The sequence below is a fragment of the Akkermansia sp. genome (assembly GCF_020860705.1).
In the GTDB taxonomy this organism is placed as follows: domain Bacteria; phylum Verrucomicrobiota; class Verrucomicrobiia; order Verrucomicrobiales; family Akkermansiaceae; genus Akkermansia.
Map to the genome: position 1 here is coordinate 87,315 of NZ_JAJBTT010000029.1, position 23,299 is coordinate 110,613.

General features: G+C 57.4%; 17 protein-coding genes. 6 read left to right on the forward strand and 11 right to left on the reverse strand.

The annotated features are described in order from the left end of the window. Positions 1–129: 129 nt before the first annotated feature. Positions 130–549 (forward strand): hypothetical protein, encoded by a 420-nt coding sequence (locus LIO64_RS06460; RefSeq protein ID WP_290548622.1) that lies wholly within the window; start codon positions 130–132, stop codon positions 547–549. A 19-nt stretch (positions 550–568) separates the two neighbouring features. Here LIO64_RS06460 and LIO64_RS06465 read toward each other — a convergent pair whose 3' ends face one another. Genes LIO64_RS06465 through LIO64_RS06495 form a run of 7 tightly spaced genes read right to left on the reverse strand, consistent with a single transcriptional unit; the run spans position 569 to position 7,708 of the window. Further along, positions 569–1,024 carry a hypothetical protein gene (locus tag LIO64_RS06465; RefSeq protein ID WP_290548623.1) on the reverse strand — a complete coding sequence of 152 codons (456 nt, stop codon included), beginning with the start codon at positions 1,022–1,024 and terminating at the stop codon, positions 569–571. Between the two features lie 19 nt (positions 1,025–1,043). Further along, positions 1,044–2,153: a glycoside hydrolase family 43 protein gene (locus LIO64_RS06470; protein ID WP_290548624.1), complete on the reverse strand. Its 1,110-nt coding sequence runs from the start codon at positions 2,151–2,153 to the stop codon at positions 1,044–1,046. Positions 2,154–2,177: 24 nt separating this feature from the next. Beyond that, the gene (locus LIO64_RS06475) at positions 2,178–3,260 is read right to left on the reverse strand and encodes a glycoside hydrolase family 43 protein (RefSeq protein WP_345779569.1); all 1,083 of its coding nucleotides are present in this window, start codon (positions 3,258–3,260) and stop codon (positions 2,178–2,180) included. 59 nt (positions 3,261–3,319) lie between these two features. After that, entirely contained in the window at positions 3,320–4,573 is a 1,254-nt protein-coding gene (locus LIO64_RS06480; RefSeq protein WP_290548626.1) for a hypothetical protein, read from the reverse strand. A 4-nt stretch (positions 4,574–4,577) separates the two neighbouring features. After that, positions 4,578–5,810 carry a hypothetical protein gene (locus tag LIO64_RS06485; RefSeq protein ID WP_290548627.1) on the reverse strand — a complete coding sequence of 411 codons (1,233 nt, stop codon included), beginning with the start codon at positions 5,808–5,810 and terminating at the stop codon, positions 4,578–4,580. Positions 5,811–5,827: 17 nt separating this feature from the next. Further along, positions 5,828–7,012, reverse strand: coding sequence for an HlyD family efflux transporter periplasmic adaptor subunit (locus LIO64_RS06490; protein ID WP_290548628.1), 1,185 nt, complete (start codon positions 7,010–7,012; stop codon positions 5,828–5,830). A gap of 15 nt (positions 7,013–7,027) precedes the next feature. Beyond that, positions 7,028–7,708 (reverse strand): hypothetical protein, encoded by a 681-nt coding sequence (locus tag LIO64_RS06495; RefSeq protein WP_290548629.1) that lies wholly within the window; start codon positions 7,706–7,708, stop codon positions 7,028–7,030. A 188-nt stretch (positions 7,709–7,896) separates the two neighbouring features. Between LIO64_RS06495 and LIO64_RS06500 the strand changes: the two genes are divergently transcribed. The 4 genes from LIO64_RS06500 to asnS all read left to right on the forward strand — a co-directional run bounded on the left by LIO64_RS06500 (position 7,897) and on the right by asnS (position 11,915). Further along, positions 7,897–8,574: a hypothetical protein gene (locus LIO64_RS06500; protein ID WP_290548630.1), complete on the forward strand. Its 678-nt coding sequence runs from the start codon at positions 7,897–7,899 to the stop codon at positions 8,572–8,574. A 38-nt stretch (positions 8,575–8,612) separates the two neighbouring features. Further along, the gene (trxA, locus tag LIO64_RS06505; protein WP_290548631.1) at positions 8,613–8,930 is read left to right on the forward strand and encodes a thioredoxin; all 318 of its coding nucleotides are present in this window, start codon (positions 8,613–8,615) and stop codon (positions 8,928–8,930) included. Between the two features lie 226 nt (positions 8,931–9,156). Beyond that, complete coding sequence (locus LIO64_RS06510; RefSeq protein ID WP_290548632.1) at positions 9,157–10,437, forward strand: C39 family peptidase; 1,281 nt, start codon at positions 9,157–9,159, stop codon at positions 10,435–10,437. A 110-nt stretch (positions 10,438–10,547) separates the two neighbouring features. Beyond that, entirely contained in the window at positions 10,548–11,915 is a 1,368-nt protein-coding gene (gene asnS / locus LIO64_RS06515) for an asparagine--tRNA ligase (protein WP_345779570.1), read from the forward strand. Between the two features lie 167 nt (positions 11,916–12,082). Here asnS and LIO64_RS06520 read toward each other — a convergent pair whose 3' ends face one another. Continuing rightward, entirely contained in the window at positions 12,083–12,511 is a 429-nt protein-coding gene (locus tag LIO64_RS06520; protein ID WP_290548634.1) for a hypothetical protein, read from the reverse strand. 682 nt (positions 12,512–13,193) lie between these two features. Then, positions 13,194–16,331 carry an autotransporter domain-containing protein gene (locus LIO64_RS06525; RefSeq protein ID WP_290548635.1) on the reverse strand — a complete coding sequence of 1,046 codons (3,138 nt, stop codon included), beginning with the start codon at positions 16,329–16,331 and terminating at the stop codon, positions 13,194–13,196. 843 nt (positions 16,332–17,174) lie between these two features. Here LIO64_RS06525 and LIO64_RS06530 point away from each other — a divergent pair. After that, on the forward strand, positions 17,175–19,847 hold the full coding sequence (locus LIO64_RS06530) for a hypothetical protein (protein WP_290548636.1): 2,673 nt from the start codon (positions 17,175–17,177) through the stop codon (positions 19,845–19,847). A 14-nt stretch (positions 19,848–19,861) separates the two neighbouring features. Here the strand turns inward: LIO64_RS06530 and LIO64_RS06535 are convergent, their stop codons facing one another. Continuing rightward, entirely contained in the window at positions 19,862–21,871 is a 2,010-nt protein-coding gene (locus tag LIO64_RS06535) for an ATP-dependent helicase (RefSeq protein WP_290548637.1), read from the reverse strand. Between the two features lie 94 nt (positions 21,872–21,965). Beyond that, complete coding sequence (locus LIO64_RS06540; protein ID WP_290548638.1) at positions 21,966–23,285, reverse strand: OmpA family protein; 1,320 nt, start codon at positions 23,283–23,285, stop codon at positions 21,966–21,968. Positions 23,286–23,299: the final 14 nt, after the last annotated feature.

A 23,299-nucleotide genomic window follows, 5' to 3' on the forward strand; every position in this document is an offset into this window, starting at 1 on the left:
CAGGGAACAGCCGTCTCTGTCCATTTTTGTTTGCCAGTTAATCATTAATAGATTTTTTGGGCATGCGGGAAGGCTTTGGAATTGTCCATCGCCTGAACGGAACGGGATGCCGGGGACTCCAATGCCTATATGAAACTGCATTCCATGATCATTACCGGCGCCGCCGGATTTCTGCTGTTGGGGGCCTGTTCCCCCTCTTCTTACCAGACTACGTTCCCGGAACCGGCCTATGTGAAGGTTTCCGCCAATAATGGAGCCTATGCGCCTTATCCGGACAATCCCCAGGGCCAGCAGGAACTGGTATACTGGTATGAATCCCTGCGTGAGCCCCTGACTGTTGTTGCGGAAGTTCCGCCGACTCCCATCGTCACCAAGGGCCCCGGGCCGGTGATTCTGGATTCCGATAATTTCTCCGCGAAGCTTTACCGCGACAGGACGGAAGTGAAGAAGAAGGACAAGGATGGCAAGTGGGTCACGAGCGTGCGCCCCACCACTCCCGCCGACCAGCGCATGAGGAATTACGTGATAGCTTCCAGGAAAGCCCGTTAACCGGGACTTTCATCAAGATTCAGGAAAACTTGTCCGGCCTGTTTCCCTCTCCGGAGGAAACAGGCCCGGTTTGCGTATGGGCAGGTTGTTCATCCCATTCATCCGGGGAAACGGCACGGCGGCGGATGCTTTTTCCCGGCCAGGGAATATAGGCGTCCGTGTAGAAGGTGGAGGCGCAGCTCCGGCACGTCAGCATAATGCCGGTATCCGGTCTTCGTTGTTCCTCCGGCGTCTGTGTAGCGGGATGAAGCCTGGCGTATCCGCAATGCGGACAGTGGATAGGGAGAGGTGCGGCATATAACACAGCCAGTGCCGCCGTGCAGACAATGGCCCAGGCAATGTACACCGCCCAGAAAGGCCATTCAGGATTCAGCAGCCAGATGGTGGCAATGGCAGGAATGGAACAGAGGACATAGAGCAGGGTGCGCTTTTGTCTCCTGGCGAGGAAGTGGAAGCAGTAGATCGTATCCTGCATGGGAAGGAGAAGAAACCGGTTACAGATCCTTCAGTGTCCATTCATCCTTCCATTCCAGCCTGATCTGGTCTCCGTCCCATTTCATGGGCAGCCACAGGTAGCGGCCGTCAATGGCGTTTTTGGGACGCCAGATGTCCGCCATGAAGATGAATTTGCCGGGCTTGCCCTGCACGGGCAGGATGTAGGTGCTCTGGCCGCCGAAGGTGATGCCGGCTTTGGGCCCCACGCAGGGGTTCTTGAGCTCCGTCCATGGTCCGGCAATATTGTTGGCTACGGCGCTGCGCGCCGCATTGGGAGCCCAGCCGGAGCATCCGGAGGCGATCATGTAATATTTGCCGTTGTATTTGCAGATGGCGGGGGCTTCCATATAGCGGTTGACGAAGGCCCGGACGTATTTTCCGCTATGCCCGGTATAGTCCGGCGTGAGTTCCGCAATGTGCAGGGTAATGTTCCCCTCGGAGGAGTAGATGTGGTAGGCCTTGCCGTTATCATCGACGAAGATGGTCATGTCCCGGCTCATCTGGCCGCCGGGAAAGTCCCGCCTGATGATGCGGACGTAGTCGGGCATGTCCATGGTGAATTCCGTGGTCTGGTCCTTTTTATCCAAATTCATGGGCCATTTGCCCGGATTGACGCGTCCGGCTTTCAGGAACTTGAACGGTCCGGTGGGTTTGGTGGCCGTCGCCACGCCCGCCTGGGCTGCCCCGTATCCCTTGCCCCGGAGTTCCAGATGGAACCACATCACGTATTTTTTGGTCTTCTTGTTGTACACGACCTTGGGGCGTTCCAGAATGCAGCCCTTGGCGATGGGGTGGGAGTTGTCCCCTTCCACCACTTTCAGGGCGATTCCCTCGTCCTTCCAGTTGTACAGGTCCTTGGAGGAATAGCAGTGCACGCCCACCTGGGCGCGGTTTCCGGCATCTCCCTCCACCTTGTGTTCCCCGTACCAGTAGTAGGTTCCCTTGTCATAGAGGATGCCGCCGCCATGGGCGTTGATATGGACGCCGTTGTTGTCCGTCCAGATTTCTCCGGGCTTGAAGGACGTGTGCTTTACGGGGGTGTCAGCCGTGGAGACGGAGGAAAGGCAATAGGCCAGTCCGGCAAAAAAGGCAAGCGTTAGCGTTTTCATGAATAACAGGGAGGGGTGGGGAGGTTACAGGTCTTCCAGTTTCCATTCATCCTTCCATTCCAGCTTGATCTGGTCTCCGTCAAACTGGATGGGCAGCCACAGGTAGCGGCCGTCAATGGCGTTCTGGGGCCGCCAGATGTCCGCCATGAAGATGAATTTGCCGGGTTTGCCCTGCACGGGCAGGATGTAGGTGCTCTGGCCACCAAAGGTGGTGCCGGCCTTGGGGCCTACGCAGGGATTCTTGAGCTCCGTCCACGGTCCGGCAATGCGGGGCGCCACGGCGCTGCGGGCGGCGTTGGGGTACCAGCCGGTGCATCCGGAGGCGATAAAGTAGTATTTGCCCTTGTGCTTGAAAATGGCGGGGGCTTCCATGAAGCGGCCTGGAAATGCCCGGACGAATTTTCCGGTGTGCTCCGTGTAGTCCGGCGTAAGCTCCGCAATGTGGGTGGTGCTGTTTTCTTCGGAGGAATAGATGTGGTAGGCCTTGCCGTCGTCGTCTACAAAAATAGTCATGTCCCGGCTCATCTGGCCCTTTTCAAAATCCTTCTTGAACATATCCTCGGAGCGCACTCCTTCCGGCAGGGCGCTGGAAGTCAGACCGGGAACCCCTTTGAACGTTTTCATGGTCTGGTCCTTCTTGTCCATGTTCATGGGCCATTTGCCCGGATTGACGCGTCCGGCTCTCAGGAAGGTGAATGGTCCGGTGGGTTTGGTGGCCGTCGCCACGCCCGCGTAAGCCGCGCCGTAGCCTTTCCCCTTGAGTTCCAGATGGAACCACATCACGTATTTTTTAGTCTTCTTGTTGTATACAACCTTGGGACGTTCCAGAATGCAGCCCTTGGCGATGGGGTGGGAGTTGTCCCCTTCCACCACTTTCAGGGCGATTCCCTCATCCTTCCAATTGTACAGGTCCTTGGAGGAATAGCAGTGCACGCCCACCTGGGCATAGTTCCCGGCGTCTCCCTCCACCTTGTGTTCCCCGTACCAGTAGTAGGTCCCTTTGTCGTAGAGGATGCCGCCGCCGTGGGCGTTGATATGGATGCCGTTGTTGTCCGTCCAGATTTCTCCGGGCTTGAAGGACGTGTGTCTGGCCGGGGTTTCCCCCATGGAAAGGGCGGTTGCACCGCAGAACAGGCAGAGCGCCAGAAGTGATTTCATGGTGTTTGTCATGGCCGGGATGGTTTGGAGATAAGCGTGGATGGTGGTTCCGGCTGTCCGTACAGCTTGTCCCACGCACGGGAAAGGGCGTACAGGGCATACCCGGTGCCGTAAAATTTGTGGTAATTGTACAGGGGGTAGTCCCACCAGGAGCCGTCCTTTCCCTGCCGGGCAAGGATGTCGTTAGCCAATAAAGACGCATGGCGTTTTACCTGATTTGGAGCCAGCATGTCCAGACACATTCCTGAGTAATAGTAACCGTAGTAAAAGAAATACCCGGAATTCTGGGCGAAACTCTCATGGGGGGTGGGTTTGTGGAGGGCCATCGTAAGCCAGCCCCGGCGGCTCCACAGGCGGTCCAGGCCGTCAATGAGCTGGCGCATGGAGATGGTCTCCGGTTCCCACAGCCTGATGGCGTAATCACAGGCGGGAGTGCGGGCCAGGCTGCCGGTGTGGCGGTTGATGGGCCTGCCGGGATAAAAGGCGTGCCCCAGGGAATAGACGTAGGTTCCCGCGGGCGTTCTCTGGGATTTGAGGAATTTCAGCGCGCGGCTGAATATTTTGTCGTCCAGGGCAAGGCCGAACGATTTTCCGGCCATCCAGGCGGAGATGAGAACCGTACCCGTCAGGAAGGAGGTGGGCTGTGCTGCGGGCCGTTGGCTGAATCCGGAGTAGGTAAGGTAGCCCCACCCTCCCATGGCGGAGGCCAGTTCATTGAGCTTGTCCACCTGGGCGCGGGCGCACTCCATGAGTTCCCGGTAACGCGGACTGTTCCGGTCCAGCGCCGCCGCCCGCATGCTCATGGCGTCCAGCACATAAGTGTGGGCCCAGGTGTTGTACACGCAGAGGGCGTCTCCCCGTTTCAAATGGGGCATGGTGCGGATCAGGTAGTCTTCCGCACGGGTCATGGCCTGCTGCACCGCCGGTTCGTTCCTCAGGGGGCTGGCGTTCAGCCCCGCGATGCACAGGGCCGTGCTGGCCGTCTTGAACGTCAGGGGGCCGTCCGGATAGGGGCATGTGACGTTCCACGTGCCGATCACCCGGTGGTCTCCCCAGGAGCCGTCCGCGTTCTGTTCTTTCAGCAGGAAATCCACGCCGCGGCGGAAGGCCTGGTCAAATTGTGCGGCTTCTGCGGGAGGAACGTCCGGTATCTTGGCGATGGGAAGGACATCGGCCTTGCCTGGTGCCATGGATTCCGTTTCCTCTGCGGAAACGTGCAGGGTCGCTGTCAGGAGCAGGCAGGTGAGCAGCAGGCGGAACATGATGTCAGGGTGCGGATGCAGGGTTGGCAGGGTACAGGGAATCCCGCACGCGGGAAACAGCGTACAGGGCATACCCGGTACCGTAGAATTTGTGGTAGTTGTACAGGGGATAATCCCACCAGGAACCGTCTTTTTCCTGCATGGGCAGCAAGTCGGCCGCCAGGTGGGAGGCGTGGCGGGTCAGGCGTTCCTGAGGCACCTCGGACAGGCAGCGGGCGGCGTAATAGTACCCATAGTAGAAAAAGTAGCCCGCATTCTGGGCGAAGCTTTCATGCGGAATGGGTTTTTTCACGGCCAGTGAAAGCCATCCTCCGCGGCTCCAGATGCGTTCCAGGCCGTCCTCCAGCTGCCGTCTGGAAATGAAATCCGGATCGTACAGGAGGAGGGCCAGGTCACCTGCGGGGGTGCGGGCCAGGCTGCCGGTATGGCGGTTGATGGGCCTGCCGGGATAAAAGGTGTGGGAGATGGAATAGACATAGCTTCCGGCAGGCGTCCGCAGTTTTTCCAGCCCGGCCACCGCCCGCTTGAGAATACGGGGATCTGGTTTGAGGCCAAAGGCCCGTTCCGCGTCCTTGTAGGCGATCAGGACCGTAGCCGTCAGGAAGGAAGTGGGTTCTCCGATGGGGCGTTTGGAAAAGGTTTCAAACGTGTAATAGCCCCATCCTCCCTGCACGTCCGCCATCTGGTCCAGCGCTTTTACCTGGAGATCGGCCACTTTTTTGAGTTCCGCGTACAGGGGGGAATTGACCGGAAGGTTGCTGGCGGCCCTGCTCAGGGCGGAAAGGCCGTACGCATGCCCCCATACGCCGAGCACGGTGCGCGTATCCCCCCGTTTCAGGGTGGGCAGTGTGGTGAGCAGGTACTGGATGGCCCTGTCTACGGCCGTTTTCACGGCGGGGTCCTCTTTCAGCGGGCTGGCGAGCAGGCCGATGACGCACAGGGAGGTGGAGGCCGTCCTGAAGGACCTGGGGCCTTCCGGGTAGGGACAGATGACGTTCAGCCCCTTGGTGCGCGTGTGGCTTCCCCAGGAACCGTCCCTGTTCTGGCTGCCGAGCAGGAAATCCGCCGCCTTGCGGATGGAAGCGTCCAGCTTTTCCCGCGAGGGCGGCGGTACGTCCGGCACCCGGGCAATGGGAATGGTATCCCTTTTCTCCTTGTCCGCATGTTCTGCCCGGACGGGGGCGCAGAGCGCCGTGCAGGCTCCCAGGGCGGCAAGAAGGAGGAAGGCCTTGTTCATGGATGGTCCGGGGTGGCTCAAGCCTGCTGGTCCTTGATGGTCACCTGAACGGGAAGGCCGGGCGCAAAGATCTGGCTGGCGGGAACCTTGGGCGTGATAATGATGCGGCGCTTTCCGTCGGCGCCCGGAATGGGGCTGGCTTCCGTGATGATGCCGGGAATCTGCATGTTCGTCACCTTGATGACGACGGTTTCCCCGACTTTGGGCGTAGCCGTGGAGTCCGGCAGGGTGGCCTGCACGATCAGTTCCGAATCAGGGGGCACGATAGTGGCGAGTTTGTCAAAGGCTTCCAGTTTGCCGCCGGGCTTGAGCTTTTCCGCTACCGGAATAGCCACCCATTTGTCAGCCACGTAGCCGCCGTAAAGCAGGATGCCGTTTTCCGGTGCCTTGAAGGCGGCCATTTCCCGGTCCGCTTTCAATTCATTGTATTTGTCCTGAAGGCGGCGCAGGGAGACTTCCGCTTCCGTCAGGGCAATCTTCTTCTGTTCCAGGTCAAACTCCGCCTGTTTCCGGGTTTCCGCCAGGTCCATCTGCTTTTCCTTGACGGCCGTGGCGTAGTCTTCTCCCAGGCGGTGGATATTGCGCAGTTTGGCAAGCTCCGCGACGAGCTTGGCTCCCTGCACGGCAAATTCACTTTCCCCCAGTTCGTTTTTCAGGCGTTTCAGGATAATTTCCTCCGTTTCTTCCGCCACCTGGTCATCCTTGTACATCTTGGTGAGCTGGTTCAGCTCCTCCTGCTTGTAGGACATGTGGCGGAGGGCCTTGTTCACGCGTTCCTCCTCTTCCGCCAGCATGCGGGCCTTCCGTTTTTCCAGAAAGTCCTTCTGGTCCTCTTGCGTGCGCGCCAGGGCAGTCTGGGACTTTTGGAGGGCCAGGGCGGAGCGTTCCTTTTGCTGGTCCAGGGCGTAGCGGAGTTTCAACACCTCCAGGTTCTTGCTTTTAATGGTGCGTTCGTAATCCTCAATGCTCTTGTCCAGAATGCGGAAATCCGCCTGCGCTACGGATTCCCCTTTCTTGACGGAACTGCCCTGGGGCATGATGCCCAGCAGGAAAATATCCGAAGACCCCTTGGGGGAAAAGGAAATGGACTTGGTATTCTTTTTGGGCAGCAGGATGCCCGGGGCAATGGAGTCCGCCATGGCGGGAACTCCCATCAGGAGAGCGGCCAAAAGGCCGGCGGTGGTGAGGAATAGGTGCTTCATATGGAAATGATGAAATCAGGACTGGTGGGCGGAGAAGGGGACGAAACGACCCTTCTTTCCCAATATAACGGTGTGAAAAGTGGTTTTCTTTCCTTTATGTGAAGCAGGCACGGCTTCCGTGCTGACTTCAAAGCCCGCTTTTTGCAGGGTGCGGGTCAGCCGGGTATCCGGCCGGGCCACGGTGATGACCAGAAGGCCGCCCTGCTTGAGCGCGGCAAAATAGTCGGAAGCCTCCGCCACGGTCAGGTTCATGCGTTCATGGGTGGAACGGCACAGGATGGCGTGGAAGCTCTTCGGGTTTTTGCGGGCTACCTGGAGAGCCGGGGCAAATTCCACGCTGACGCGCGGATCGTGTAAAAAACCGGGCCGTTCCTGGTCCATGAACTGCTGGTGCCAGTCAACGAGCTGCCTGCATGGTTCCGCCACGATGAAGCGGGCCTTTTCCCTCTGGACCTGGTCCATCAGGGCAAACAGGGTGAAGCCCAGGCTGAGGCCGTCCAGAAGAAAAGAGGGCTGGTTGGCCCTTTTAACCGGGGCCGCCGCCATGGCCGCCGCCGCTTCATTGCTCCCATGGGAAAAACTGGATGCCAGCTGCACGCCGTCGCGGAGAAGAAAGTGGAAGCCGTCCCGTTCCCAGAGGTCGAGAATGGAACCGTCAGGCAAGGTAGTGAACGCTAGTTTGGTAATGGGTTTCATATGAAATAATGCCGGTTACACAGCGTAGGAAAGAACGCTTTTCAGGGCAAGTCCGGACAGCGTGTTTAGGATGGAATACGCGCCAAATTAAAAAAAATTGCACGGAATTTGGGCTTTGCGCATTCTTTTTCTTGATTTACGGACGGAAATAAGCGAGAGCTATCGTTCAGCACAGTTATTTTTCCGATATGAGTAATCCACCTCCTCCCTCCATCCCGGGCGGTACTCCGCCTCCGCCCAGCATTCCGACTCCTCCGGCTGCCCCGGCTGCTCCTTCCGTGCCCAATGCACCGGCAGCTCCTGCGGCTCCCGCTGCTCCGCCCGCTGCTGCTGCGCCCACCATTCCCCTCCGTCCCGCCGGACTTGGCGGCGGCATCAAGCTTGGAGGCGGGTTGAAGACGGTGGCTCTTGGTTCCGCCACGACGCCCGTGGCTCCGCCCGCCGGGGCCGCTGCGCCTACCGTCCCCCTGACTCCTCCCGGAGCAGGCATGGCGACCGCCCAGCTTCCGCAGGCTACCATCGGATTGAACACCGCTCCCGCGGCCGCTCCCGTTTCTTCCGCTTCCTTTACAGCCAAGAAATTTGAAGAGGATACGGAGGCAGCTCCCAATACGCTGCTCAATGTCCTTTCCTTCGTAGCTCTTGCCTTTGCGCTTATTTTCGTTGGTTATCAGTATTCCACGGATACCTTGGAAGCCCGCAGCATGACGGGCTGGCTGGGCGGCGACTCCAAGCCCGCCGCGGCGGCTCCCGCCTCCGCCAGTGAAGAAACGACCGACGACGCTGCCGCTGAATCTTCTTCCGATGACGCCGCTTCCGACACTGCTGCCGAGGAGCCTTCCGAGAGCGCCGATGCAGAAGAATAAGTGAACGTAATGATTGTTGAAATACTCTAAGCGGTACTATGGCAAACGTATTTTCTGAAGCAAATTTTGAGGATGAAGTTCTGAAATCCGACATTCCTGTGCTTGTCGATTTCTGGGCTACATGGTGCGGCCCCTGCCGCATGATCGCCCCGATCATCGACCAGCTCTCCACGGAACTGGCCGGCAAGATCAAGGTGGGTAAAGTGGATGTGGACGCCAATAACGGCCTGGCCGCTACCTACGGCGTGCGTACCATTCCCACCCTTCTGATTATCAAGAACGGGGAAATCATGGACACGATGGTGGGCGCCTCTTCCAAGGATGCCATCATGCAGCGTTTGCGTCCGTTCATGTAACCGACTGGTTTATTTATTCAAGCCGGCCTGCTGCGGAATTTACCGTGGCAGGCCGTTTTTTTCTCCAGGGGTTTTGACTGAATAAGCCTGATGCGGGGAAAGTGAGTGGCGGAGCATTCCGCCGGGGGGGAAGGCGCATTTTTTCTTGGCAGAACCGTCAGGGAGGAATACATTGTCAGTATGGGTCCCGGACTGCGGGACGGTTTTCTCCAACTCCTTTGCCGTGATGCGATTCATCTCTTCAGTTCTGTCCATCCTTTCCGCCTGCTGCCTCCTTCCCGCCGCTTGGGCTGCGGGTGACCTGGCGCCGGATTTAAAGTCCGGCGCGTTCTGGAATCTGCAGCAGCCGGAGTTATTCGGGAAATATTTTAACGGAGAATCCGGAGGCTGGGTGGACAAGGACAAGACCCAGCTGCGGATTGCGAAGCCTGCGATCAAGATAGGGGACATGTCCCTGGGGGAAATGCTGGTGCATTGGAAGGAGGGAGTTCCCCAGTCCATGACCATCATGATGTACAACAAGGGGGACAACGGAGCCATTGACAAGGACGAATTTGAAAAACGGCTGGCCCGCATCAAGGAGGGACTGACCACGCTTACCGGAGTTCAGCCCAAGGAATACCGGGCTTCCCGGCGGGAAGCGGTGGTCAAGGTCAATGGCTGGTCCTGGATCTGGGACAAGGGAGCGCTTGCCCTGGAAATCAATACCTCAAAAGAGGGCAGGGAATTTGAAGCGGAGTTCATCCGGTTGAAGGCCGGTCCCACGGAAGCCTCCATTGCAAGGGGGGACGCTTCTTCCCGCGCTAAAAAGGCTGACATCAAGCAGCATGTCAGGAAGGAGGGAAAGAGAGTGGTGATCCAGGACATTCCCATGGTTGACCAGGGGCAGAAGGGTTATTGCGTGGTGGCTACCGCCGCCCGCATTTTTGCCTATTACGGCATGGATTACGTGGACCAGCATGAGCTGGCTTCCCTGGCCAATTCATCCGCTTCCGGAGGCACCAGCACGGCGGAAATGGCGGAAAACCTGAAAAAGATAGGGGCGCGTTTCCAGATCCGGATCAAGGTGCTGGATTCCCTGGCGGACACCCGTGATTTCAGGAATCTGCTGAAAGCCTACAACCGCGCCGCCGCCAAATTGAAAAAGGAGAAGGTGGAGAATGAGTATGACTGGCCCGGCTTCTGGGAGAATGCAGACGGTGAGGCGCTGAAGCTGGCGCGTGCCGGATCTCCGGCCCAGGTAGATAAATGGCTCAATGCCATTAAGCCCTACATTTCAGCAGGCATTCCCGTGCTGTGGTCCGTACAGCTGGGCGTAGTGCCGGAACCGATGCGCCTGTCCCAGACGCGGGGAGGCCATTTGCGGCTCATCATCGGCTTTGACGAGGAAAAGAAGACGCTCATTTTCTCGGATTCCTGGGGCGTGGCGCACACGGAGAAGGAAATGCCGCTGGCGGACGCCATCGCGATTACGACGGGCCGCCAGGTCATGCAGCCCTCCAAATAAAGCCGGGGTGTACGCTCTTCTTCCTGTGCCGGGATCCCCGGAATATTTCTCTGCGGGGGAAAAGTAATTCTGCTGGCATGGAAAAGGCGCTGTATTATACTTGCGCCATGATCAGCAGAACATTGGTGAAACATGCCTTGTCCAGTGAAGCGGAAAGGCCGGACATCCTGATTCAGGGCTGGGTGCGCACGCGCCGTGATTCCAAGGCTTTTTCTTTTCTGGAAGTGAACGACGGCTCTTCCGTGGCTTCCCTGCAGGTGGTGGCGGATGAAGGCATACCCGGTTATGAACGGATTGGGGAGATGACCACGGGGTCCGCCGTGAGCATCCGCGGTGCGCTGGTGGCCGGGCAGGGCAGGCAGCGCTGGGAACTGCGCGCCGCCTCTCTGGAGCTGGTGGGGAACGCTCCGGACTCCTACCCCTTGCAGAAAAAGGGGCATACGCCGGAGTTCCTGCGTTCCATCGCCCATCTTCGCCCCCGCACCAACCTGTTCGGTGCCGTGTTCCGCATGCGCAGCAGGCTGGCCTTTGCCATCCACCGGTTTTTCCAGTCCAGGGATTTTTCCTGGGTCAGCACGCCTATCATTACGGCCAGCGATTGCGAGGGCGCCGGTGAAATGTTCCGCGTAACGACATTGGAGGTGGGCGAGGCCGCTTCCCGGGACGCCGCCCGGGATTTCTTCGGCAAGGCGGCCTACCTCACGGTGAGCGGCCAGCTGGAAGGGGAAGCTTTCGCATGCGCCCTGAGCAACATCTACACCTTTGGCCCCACGTTCCGGGCGGAAAACTCCAATACCACGCGCCACGCGGCGGAATTCTGGATGGTGGAGCCTGAAATGGCCTTTTGCGACCTGTACGGGGACATGGATATGGCGGAGGCGTTCATTCGCTTCCTGGTCAGCGACGCCCTGGAAAACAGCGCGGAGGAAGTCGAATTTCTGACCCGTTTTGTGGACAAGGGCCTGCGGGAACGCCTGGAGCACGTGAAGGAGACTCCGTTTGTGCGCTGTTCCTATACGGAAGCCGTGGATATTCTTCTCAAAAGCGGAAAAACGTTTGATTATCCCGTTTCCTGGGGAATCAACCTCCAGAGCGAACACGAACGCTTCCTGACGGAAGAGCATTTCAAATGTCCGGTCATCGTGTACAACTACCCGAAGGAAATCAAGCCCTTCTACATGCGCTTGAATGAAGACGGAAAAACCGTTACCGCCATGGATGTGCTGGTTCCCGGCATCGGGGAAATCGTGGGCGGCAGCCAGCGTGAGGAAAGACTGGACATCCTGCTGGAAAACATGCGCCGCACGGGCATGAATGAGGAAGCGTACCAGTGGTATGCCGACCTGCGCCGCTACGGCAGCGTGCCGCACGCCGGGTTCGGGGCCGGTTTTGAACGGCTACTGATGTTTGTAACCGGAGTGAACAACATCCGCGACGTTCTGCCCTTTGCCCGCACGCCGCGGAATTGCGAATTCTGACCAGCGCTGGAAGCTGTCCATTTTTTACCGGGAAAGGCCTCAGACTGCCCCGGAGAAGAAAGCCGCGTTATACAGAAGGGGCGTGCGGGAATGAACTTTCCGGAAAAAGAAAACCCCGACTTTTCCTTCTGAGGATCAGCCGGGGAGGATCGATGATGATAAGGTGGTTACTTTCTCCTGCGTCTTAACAGCAGGGCTTCCAATCCCAGGAGGCCCAGCGTCGCAGTGGCGGGTTCCGGAAAGGCTGCCCATGTCCAGTGTTTCAGTGAAGGAGACGGTGTGGTTTTTGGTCCAGAAGTCAGGGTATCCGCGGCAGTCCAGGAACCGTGTTCCGCGGCGCTGAAGGTGCCGAAATTCAGCATAAAGTCCTTATTGATGCCGAAAGCGTTTGTGGATTCGAAAACCAGGTGGGCATTCCCTTCCAGCGTAACCGTGTTGACCTGGAAATCTCCCACTCCTGCGTAAGTGGTGCATAAAAGGGTATTTCCGGATCCCAGCTGATGCTCCGCAATGATCTTGCTGGTTAGACCAGATAATGGTTCCGACGCTTTCTCCAATGATGGCGTCGTCACCGCTGCTCTGCGGATAATAGCCATTCGGTGATCCATTTACCGTCCAATTGTTTGTATCTCCATAAATTCCGTTTCCCGCCGCTCCGCTCCAGATATAAGTGGTGGCAGCCTGGGAAATACCCGCGGACAGGAAGCATAACATGCAAAGTGTAGATAGTCTCATGCGCAATAGGTACTTTAGCTATGCCGCACATAACGGATTTAGAAATCCGGAGTCACGTCAGAAACATCTAAAAGAAAAATGTTTCCGGGAATTTTTCCTTTCCAATCCCCCCGTGAATCGTCAACTTCTGCTTCAGCAGCAGATTTACGCCTCCGGCGCCTGGGAACGGAAGGCTCCCGCCTTTCGTGATTGAAAACCTTTCTGGAGCACGGCGGAAGCTCTCGTTTAACAGTCTTCACTCTGCTCCTGCAAGAGCATCCATTAGGGCCGGGAGGCCCTAATTCCCAGGCGATATGCGGCCGCAAAAAAATTATGTAAGTGTTTGTTAAACATAAATTTGCTATTTCTAAGATTTCCGATTGAAACATCTCCGGAGCTCTACGAATTGCTAATCAGGTGAATGGTTCATTCTTAGTCTGGAAATGTAAATTTTCCATGAACAAAGCTTGAAAAATCATGGTATATGGAAAAACCCTTTCCCGCATTAAGCGGGAAAGGGCCTACCATAACCAAGTAAAAGCATGCGCTGGAGCGCCGTCCTACTTAGAACGTATAGCTGATGGCGCCGTTAATGCCATGGGCGGTCAGCTTGTTGCGGGTCTCGAACTGATAGCAGATGCGGGCTCCCCAGTTGCTGGAGAAGAGCACGTCAATGCCGGCATTCAGGCGGAACGCGGTGCGGCCTACATTGACGCCGCGGGCGTTCCAGTCTCCCAGAGGCCCGGAAACATTGGATTTGGGATTCATGCGGCTCACATCCTGGGCCGCGGCTACCGTCAGCGCCGGGGTAATGGAGGTGCCGCCGTCCGTCTGATAGGTGCGGGCAATCGTGATGCCGACCGGGATGGTCCAGTTCTGGGCACGGGCGTGGCCAAAGGTACGTCCGTAGGGGCCGCTTTCAGAGAATCCCTTGAGTTCGGAAGTCATGAATTCGATACCGGTGTAGGGCGTCACGAAAGCTCTGCCCAGGGCGAAGCGTTCCGTCCAGGTGCCGTACAGGCCGCCGCTGAAGGTATCCGTGTCTGCCCTGCCATTGGCGGCAGAACCCATCATGTAGGAATCACCTTTGAAACGGGAGCGTCCGTAGGCGCCGTAGCCGTCCAGGGTGAACTTGCTGTCCCGGAAGGGATGCATGCGTCCGTAGATCATGGCCAGGAAGGAATCGACGTCGTAATCGGCTCCGATGCCCGTCTTGTCCTTGAAGTCACCGAAGCTCTGGCCGGCGGCGATACCGATCAGGGAACCCTGCGCAGCCTTGTAGTCGATGCCCACGGCATAACCGCCGACATTGTACTTGTATCCGGAAACACCGTCACGGGCGTCCTGGTCATCCCAGATGCCCATGCCGCCTACCCAGATGTTGCCGTTGCCCTTGGCGATCGTCTTGCGGGCGATCGGGGAGCCCTTGGCGTCCACCACTTCAATGGTGTCTTCCGTCTGGCGGGCCATGGATGCGGCGGACTGGATGCGGCCCAGGTCGGCAAAGTTCCGAACTGTGCGGCTGGCGGCCCAGGTGAAGTTCACCACATGTTCGCCGCTGACGGACTGGATGAGGCTGGCGGCTTCATCCGCGTTCGTGGAACGCAGCAGGGTTTCGTAGAACTGGGCGGCGGGAGTTCCGGCCGCTACATTCAGGCGGTTGTTTTCCAGAGCGGCTGCTACGGTGTAAACGTTGCCGTTGTAGCCGGACAGGGGACCGTCAATGCCTTTCATGTTCTGGGTGATGGTGGTGGTTCCGTCAGCGGTACCGGGAGCCATCGTGGTGGACAGGAACAGGTTGTTCAGCAGACGGCCGGAAATGTCCGTTCCGTTCAGCGTGACTGTCACGCTTTCCGTGCCCTTCTTCAGCTGGGCGAGGGGAACGGGGCTGCCGGTGGCATCGGAAACCTGGATACCCACGCGGGAATCGTCCTTGAACGTGGCCGGAGTGCCGAAGTCCAGCACGGAGCCATCGCTCAGCAGCAGGGTGGAATCACCGCCAAAGGTGGCGGAAGCGCCCTTCATGGTGGAACCCTGGGCCAGCGTCACGCTGCCGGTCTGGATATCGTAAACGGTGTCGTCCGTACCCATGGTGGCGGAGCCGATGGCCGGGGCAGTTGCAGCCCTTTCAGCGGCGGCGTTCGCCGTTCCGAAGGTGGCGCGGCCGATCACCAGGTTGCCTTCCAGCTGCTTGTAGGTGCCGCCGAAGGTGTCCGCACCGGTAGTGCCGCCGTACACGAGCGTGCCGGCACCGGTCTTCGTCATGACGGCTGCCTTGTCATTGACCGTGGCGGGAGCCGCGGTGGCGATGCCGTCATTGATGTAGGTGTAGGCGGTGGCGTCCGTGTAGACGTTGATCTGGGAATTCTGGCCCGCATGCACGGAACCGGCTACGCCGTTGGCGGTATTGCCGGAAAGAACGGCCCCGGAACCAATGTACAGGGTCTGGCTTTCCGCCAGGTTGATGGCGGCCTTGTCGGCATTGGTGGCGGTATTGTCCACCACCTGCGTTCCGTCTCCGATGGAGATCTGGCCTCCGGCGGTCACGATGCCGTCAGCGGCGGTATTGCCGGTGATGACGCTGTTGTTGCCGATGGCGATATTGTCGTCCGCCGTCAGTGTGGCGTTCCCCTTTACGGTGGAATTGTTGCCAAGCGTGATGCTGCCTTCGATGGTGTCCAGCCTTTCCGTATTTGCTACGGTGTTCCAATTGCCGTCGTCGTTGCTGTAGACCGTCTTGTTCAAGTCAACGGATTCCGCGGAAACGGTGGTGCCGTTCAGGACAGTATTGTCTCCCAGGGAAACATTGCCACCCTGGGTCTTGATGTTGATGGCTCCGGCCGTGGTTTCGCCAAGGACGATGCCGCCTGAAACGCTGTCGTCCAGGGAGTCGATGACGGTTTTGCTGGTCTGGGTGTTGGACGCGTCAAATTCTTCCGTAGTAACGTTGCCGATGCCTGCTGTGGAGGTCACGTCTCCGTTCAGCGTGATTTTGGACGCCGGATCGCTTACGATCTGGCCGGTAGCCGTTACGGTACTCTGCATGGTGACGTTATTGCCCAGAACCACCGCCTGTTCGTTGGAATCATTGTAAGTGGAATAGGTGGTGCGGGTATAGGCCTGGCCTGCCGGAGGTGTTTGGGGATCCACTGTTTTGGTTGCCTGATCATTCACCGTGATGGCTTTTTCCATGGAAACATTGTCCCCGATGCCTACCTGTCCGTTCGTGGAGGTGATCAGAGCACCGATGGTCTTGGGATGAGCGGCGTCATCCGTACCCATGATGGCGACGTTTCTGCCGTCGATGGTGTCGGTGTTCGTCGCGTGCGTCACCACAATGTCGTTATCGCTCCCAAGAGGTTCGCTCAACGTGATGTCATTGAATGAAACCTGGTCGTTAACCAGGTCATAATTGAAATTGATCAGTTTTCCACTGGGATCCGCCATTTGGATGGTGATGTTTCCCGTTCCGGAGATGGCTTGCATCTGGACTCGTTGTTCCTGGGTCAGCGTGAGGCTATCCTCTCCCGGGGGAAGGGTAATCGTGATGGTGGAAGCCTCGTTGGAGGCGGCGGCCTGGTTCCAGGCTGTAACCAGTGAGTCGGCGCTGTCGACCGGGTAATCCGCTGCCGTGGCGACGGAGAAACTGCCGAGACAGGCAATAACTGCTGCGAGCAGCACTTGTGGGAGTCTTAATTTCATGCTTTTTTATTTGTTTAATGATTAGGTGGTTACGCATTCGTGACAATCACGGCGTCCAGCATTTTAGATGATTCCTATTCTAAAGCGTTCAGTGGGATGACATGCAGTAATTTGTTTGAAACGAAAATTAAAATGTAGGAATATCAATGCCTTATCTGAATATTTGAAGCCGTTCGATTATGACAGCGTTTCTAAACGGTACCTGTGCAGGTCATCCGTTAAAGATTTTAACCCGAAGATGTCTTTTACGGATGAGAAAAGACGAAGAGAAACGGAAATAAAACATTGAAATTCACCCGGGGATCTCTGGGAAATGCTGGGAAGTAACATGTCTATTTTAATTCGGTTGGTTGGATGATTTATTCCTGTGGAAATAACGGCCGGGTCGGTATTTCCCCCGTGCCGCCTGTCTGCGTACTTGCCTCTCTTGAACTTCATGGGGTGTATCAATCCCGGACCTGGATAAAAAGCCTCCGGCAAAACCCTTTCCGCAGGCTGCCATTCCGGCAAAAGAAAAGTTGTTCTGAACCCGGTACAGGGCCGGCCAATGGAAATTCCTGTTTTCAGCCTGCCAGGGGGACAGCCAGGTGAAAAAACTGTGGCATGCACTATCAGGGAGTTCGCTTTTCCGGGAGTGCATGAAATGCCGCCGGGCAAACATTTGATGGAAGCCCCCGTGACAACAGGGGAAACATTTCCCGCGGTCTTCCTATGCGGAAAATGTGGTGTCTAATGATTGAAATATTTGACAATAAAATGTTTACATCATTTTTGAAATATGGCATTCATTGATGATGCAACAGGAACTTGCTGCTTTTTCCCCTTGCATCCCTTCTTTCCGCCATGAATAGAGCGCGTTTTTTTCTGGTACCTTTTTTACTTCTGCTGGGCTTTTGTTCCATGCACGGGCGTTGCGTGGGAGATGAGTGCCCTGTTGGCAGCCAGTGCAGGCAGTCCATCGGAAAAAATCTGGACCTGTTTGACCGGACCATGGAGCCGGGTTATCTGGACATGGTGGTGAAAGATCTTGAGAAAATGGCAGACTGCGATGAACAGGAACAGCCTGTCCCGGAAGTCCGGAGATACAAGCTGGATATTTATTTCCGGATGTTCCGCGCCGTGACGGAGGCCATTGATCCCGATTATCTCCCGGAGATGGCCCGGATGATGATGTCCCGCGGGGAAAAGAACATGCCGGAAAAGGAGCCGCGGCCGATTCCGGAAAAGGTTGCCAGTTCCTACCTTTACGACTACCTGCAATCCGGGTTGCGGGTGTTCCGTTTTCAGATCAGGCTGGCTATCCTGGATTATATCCGTTCCGCCTATCGGGGCGTACCGTCTCCGGAAGAGCGGCGGGAGGCTCTTGCCCTGGCGGAGGGGGTGGATGATGAATTCCTTGCTTTGTTACGAAAATTCATTCAGACGGACGTATCCTGGCGGCCGTCCAGGAAAGGCAAATCCCCCGTTCCGGAGGATGGAAAGGCGGAAGAGGAGGAGATGACGGCGTTCCTGCGGCATATTTATTTTCTGAAACATTCCCGGGATCCTCTTTATCTGTCGGAAGACTATGGCTGCATGAACATTTCTCTGCCTCTGCTTCCCGGGCAGGATGGCTTCATTGTTTCCGGGCAATCCCCCGACAGCGTTAAAAATCCGGAGGCCCGCAGGCAGTATCTGATTGCCAGAAAGGAAAATGGAAGGAAAAGCCGGGGCGTGGATTTGAGCCGGAAAGCGGAGGAAGAAGTGAGGAATGCGCAGGAAATGTTTTTTGGGAAAATAAAGTCATCCAAATGGCTGGATACCCAGGGCGGCAGGAGTCTTTTGAAGAAGGCCGCGGAATTTGGAATGGATGCCGTGTTCCTGGACAACCTCCGGGAAGAATTGGAAATCAGGGAGATCAGGGGAGCCCTGGCCCGTTTCAGGAAGACGAAAACCAGGGCCGATCTTGATGCGGCCTGCTTGCTGGTGCACCAGTTCCGGCGCGCGCGGGAGGAAGCTAAAGGCCGGTGGAAGGCCGGGTCCACTTTTCAATTGGAGAAATGGCTGGAACTGTACCACGTCATTGCGCAGGAGCCTTCTTTTGAAGATGGCGAGCGCATCAGGGAGGATCTGGAAAAGAAGATGATGGAACATATCTGGCGGACATGTTCCAATTCCTGTAGTGCATTAAGAGAGGTCGGATGGTGGCTCCGGGCCTATGGCATGGACAAAAGGCTGGTCGGGCAGGTTAGCGCGGAATGCCAGCGCGTCCTGACGGCGCAGAAGCAGGAGATAGGGAATCTTCTGCTGTCCATGGAGCTGGCTTGTACCCCGGAAAAGGTGAAACAGGCGGCCAGAGCCATCGGCAGGCTGACGCACCGTAATAGTGGGGGCAACGGGGATATTCCCTCCATTCTTGATTTCAAACTGCATTCCTGGCTTCAGCTGATGAAGATGCTGGAGAAGAACCTGGACCCCCTTTATAAGGACTATCCGGAACGTTCCCTGCTGTTCAGGAGAAGCGGAGGGAATGATGGGGACATTCAGCCCGGTTTCCAGAAGGATCTCTGCCGCCATCATCAGGATATCCGCTACAGTGTGGAGAGCCTGGTAAATGGTGATTATGACGGGACGCCGGAGATTCAGCAGCGAGCCTTGCGGATGTTGGAAGGCATGAATGTAAGACCGGAATTTCTGAACTCCTGCCGGCATTATTTCGATACCGGGAACCTGAGGAAAAGCATCCAGCAGCTGAAGGAAGAAGGAAAGGGAAATCCGGAACAGATATGGAAAGACATTCAGGCATGGGCGGAGGATGAAGAGGCTCCTCCCGACTGGCCTTATAAATGTTTTCTCGAAAAGATGTCCAGGCAGTTTAGTTTGTTTGAGGCCATGCAGAAAAGCGGGAACCTGGGGCCGGCTGGTTTTTCCACGTCCTTTCAGGAGCAGATCATGGCGGAAATTCAGGAAACCCTGCCGGATGACAAGGCCGGACGTTCCGCACTGGAGGAAATTTTCCGCAGGGCCGGAGAGGGTCCTTTGAAAGATTCCGTGAGGGAATTACTGGAAAACAGAATGACTGCCAAAACGGCTCTTTTCTTTGAACATGTGGCCCGGTTTGAGGAAACAGGATCCCTGGAATCGTTGGATAAAGCGTTCTCCGTCCTGGATTATATCATTTATGGGGAAAACAACGGCAGGGACGAGCGTGCCGTCCGGAGGGAAAAGACGGATATTTATTTAAGATTGATCAGGGCGCTGGACCATTTCCAGCCTGTGGATTTGGTGGCCAGGCAGAAGCTTCCTCCCGACCAATGGGGAAAGGGCTGGAATGACAAGCTTCCTCCCCTGGAGCGCATGAAACTGCTTCTGGAGAACAGGAAGGATTGGGTACGTTCCTATTTTTTCTCCCATATCCGCTATCGGTATGGGGCAACCCGGGAGGAACTGGAGGAAGTACGGCAGCTGGTCCGGAACCATGGAATGGATGAAGCATTCCGCAAGGAAGTGGAAGAACGGCTTACGTTAAAGGAATAAGGGAGGGAAAGCCGTTATTCCACTTGCCATTCCTCCACCAGGCTGGCCGGGAATTCATCCAGAAAACGGGAGGGCATCTGCATGAAGGTTCCTCCCTGGGCGCGGCAGTTCCAGCGGGGATAGGTCAGGTAAAGCTGGTCCTTGGCGCGGGTGATGCCTACGTAAAAGAGGCGGCGTTCCTCTTCCAGCCCCGCCAGATCGCCGTCGTCAATCACGCGCTGGTGCGGGAACATGCCGTCGCACAGGCCGATCAGGAAGACGACGGACCATTCCAGCCCCTTGGCCTGGTGGATGGTGGACAGCGTAACGGCGCCCCCGGACAAGTCCGCCGCGGCGCTTTCGTCATCCGTATTGCCCAGCAGGGAAAGCTGGGAAAGGAAATCCTCCGTGGAGTCAAACCGTTCAGAGAATCCGGCCAGGTGCAGGAGATCCTGCCTGCGCTGGTCGTAGTTCTCAAAAGCGGACTGCATGTACTCGTCATAAACGGCTTCATGGATGGAGACGAGCATGGAGGCCGGCCCGGCGATTTTCCCGGCAGGGGCCAGTTCATCCAGCGTGTAGCAGAGCTGCATCCAACCCGTTTTGGATTTGGCCGGGACCGGGAAGTCCAGCATCAGGGCGGAGAAGGATTCCGGAGGCGTTTCCAGCCGGCTTTCCGGACAGGCCGCCCAGCGTGTCCAGAGCTTCTGCGCCATGCCTGGACCGATGCCGGGCAGGAGCATGACCATGCGGCGGAAGGAAAGCTCGTCCCTGGGATTGACCACAAAGCGCATGAAGGCCACGACGTCCTTGATGTGGGCCTGTTCAAAAAACCTGATGCCGCTGGTGATGCGGAAGGGAATTTCTCCGCGGGTCAGTTCCATTTGCAGTTCCATGCTGTGGAAGTGGGCGCGGTAGAGCACGGCTATTTCATTGGGGTCCGTGCCTTCTTCAATGAGGTCCCTGATGCGCTGGGCAACGAATTTGGCCTGCATCCGGTCGTCGTTGAGCGGGACGAGGGCGGGTGGCATTTCCCCGGTGGGGCGCACGGAGCGGAGCTGTTTTTCAATCTGCACCTCGTTGGCGGCAATAGCTGCATTGGACAGTTCCAGAATCTCCGGCACGCTGCGGTAATTGGTTTCTATCTTGAAGGTTTTTGCGGCCGGGTAGCGGGTGGTGAAGCTGAGGATGTTCTCCATGTCCGCGCCGCGCCAGGAGTAGATGCTCTGGGCGTCGTCCCCCACCACCATGAGCTGGCCATGTTCCCGGGCCAGCATGTCGATGAAACGGCTCTGGAGGTAGTTGGTGTCCTGGTATTCGTCCACCAGGATGTGCTGGAAGCGGGAGCCGTACAGGGCGCGCAGGTGCTCCTGTTCCTGAAAGAGCCTTACGACGTTGAGCAGCAGGTCGTCAAAGTCCATGCTGTTGGTTTCCTGCTTGCGGGCCACATATTGTTCATGCACGTCCAGGATGGCGTCCAGATGGTTGGAGAGGTACGGATAGGCGTTTTCCAACGTTTCCTGGATGTTGGCGCCTTCGTTGTCCGCCAGGCTGAACAGGGAGGAAAGGACTTCCGGCTTGGGAAAACGGGTGGATTTTTCATCCAGCTTGAGGGATTTGACCACGCTCTTGATCATGGATTTGCGGTCGTCTGAATCCATGATCGTAAAGGCCGGGGTATAGCCCAGGTATTCGGCGTGCTGGCGCAGGATGCGGTTGGCAATGGAGTGGAACGTGCCGCTCCACAGGCGGGACAGGTCAAGGGGGATCAGGGAACGCACCCGTTCCGTCATTTCCCGCGCCGCCTTGTTGGTAAAGGTAAGCAGCAGGATATTCCACGGGTCCGTGCCGTGGTCCAGCAGCCACGCCACGCGGTAGGTCAGTGTACGCGTTTTTCCCGAACCGGCTCCCGCAATGACGAGCGCCGGCCCCGGTTCCGAAGAGACGGCGGCATACTGTTCTTCATTGAGAGCCGTGCGGTAGTCGATCCCGGAGACAGGCGCGGCCGGAGCGGCGTCCTGCTTGATGACGTAACGGCGGGCCATGGGTGGTCAGTTAATGGTTAATAGAGAAGAGTTAACAGAGTTGGCGGGAATAATTTTCCCTCTCCGCTCTCCACTCTGCTTCCTGATTACTCTTTTAAAAGTCCAGGTACATTTCCGCCCGGCGGTTTTCCTTGCGGGCTTCATCGCGTGTTCCTTCATCCGCCGTGGGAGCGTAAGTGCGGCGCGGCTGTGATTTGCCGAATCCCTTGGTGACGATTCTTTCCGCGGGGACGCCGAACTGGACCAGCTGGGCTTTGACAGCCGCCGCCCGGCGTTCGGAAAGGCCCTGGTTGTAGCGTTCGCTGCCTACGTCGTCCGTGTGGCCGCTGATTTCCAGCTTTTTGCCGCCGTCCGTCTTGATGGCTTCCGCCACGATCTGGAGCTGGCGTTCGGAGCGCTTGGAGAGCGAGTCTTCATTGAAGCCGAAGAACAGGGCCAGGGAATCGCCTCCCTGCGGATTTTTCACGATGGGGATGAAAATGTCGTCTCCAGCTCCCTGCCGTTTTGTGTAGGCTTCCAGCATGCTGTCCAGGGAAGCCTCCGCAATCAGCCATTTTTCGTCCGTTTTAGCTACCGTCAGGCCCACGTTCCCCGCCTTTCTTCCCTGATCGTCCTGAAGGTGCACGAAGAATCCCGCATTGGTGGGCGCTTCATAGGCGGTTTTGATGGGGGCGTCTTCCCGGAGGCGGAAGGCTCCTTCCTCAAACAGGATGCACAGGCCGGCGATGGTGGCGTCCTGCACCTTGGAGCTGTCCACGAATTTCCGCGCCGTGCGGAAGTCCGCCTTGGCGACGGCGTCCATGAAGGAGCTGACGATGCCCATGGGGTCGTTCATGGCCATGGGGGCGACCTTGTCCTTGGCCAGGTCCTGCTTGCTGGGCAGGGTAAGGGAGTCCAGCATCCATTGCTGCTTGTCATTGCGCTTCATGTCCAGGTAGCCGCGCGCGCCGCTGCTGAAGTTGAGCGTGTATCTGGCCGTGGGATTGGTCCCCTGGTTGTTGGCGCCGATGCTCGTGATGCCGGGGGAGGAAAGGCGCACGTGGCGCGCTTCCATGAGTTCCCTGATGGTGCGGCTCTGCACCTCCGTGACCGCCTGCTGAATTTCCAGGGATTTCAGAGTATTCAGGTCCCTGTCCTGAATGACCTTGGCAATGGCCTGCGCCAGCGTCTGGGGGGAGTCGAGATTGACCAGGGAAGACGGAGTGGCCGTCTGCCGGCTGATGTCTTCCTTCGTGAGCGGGTCCACGGTAGGCTGGGGCGTCACCGTCTGGCGCGCCGGAACTTCCGTTTGCGCCGCCGGTTCAGCGGCGGCAGGCTCCTCCTCCTGGTTGCCCAGGAACAGGAAGACCAGGGCCAGGCTGCCCACGACCAGGAAACTGATGATGAAGGCGGTGATGGTGGATGCGTTTTTCATGGGAGGTGAATGTG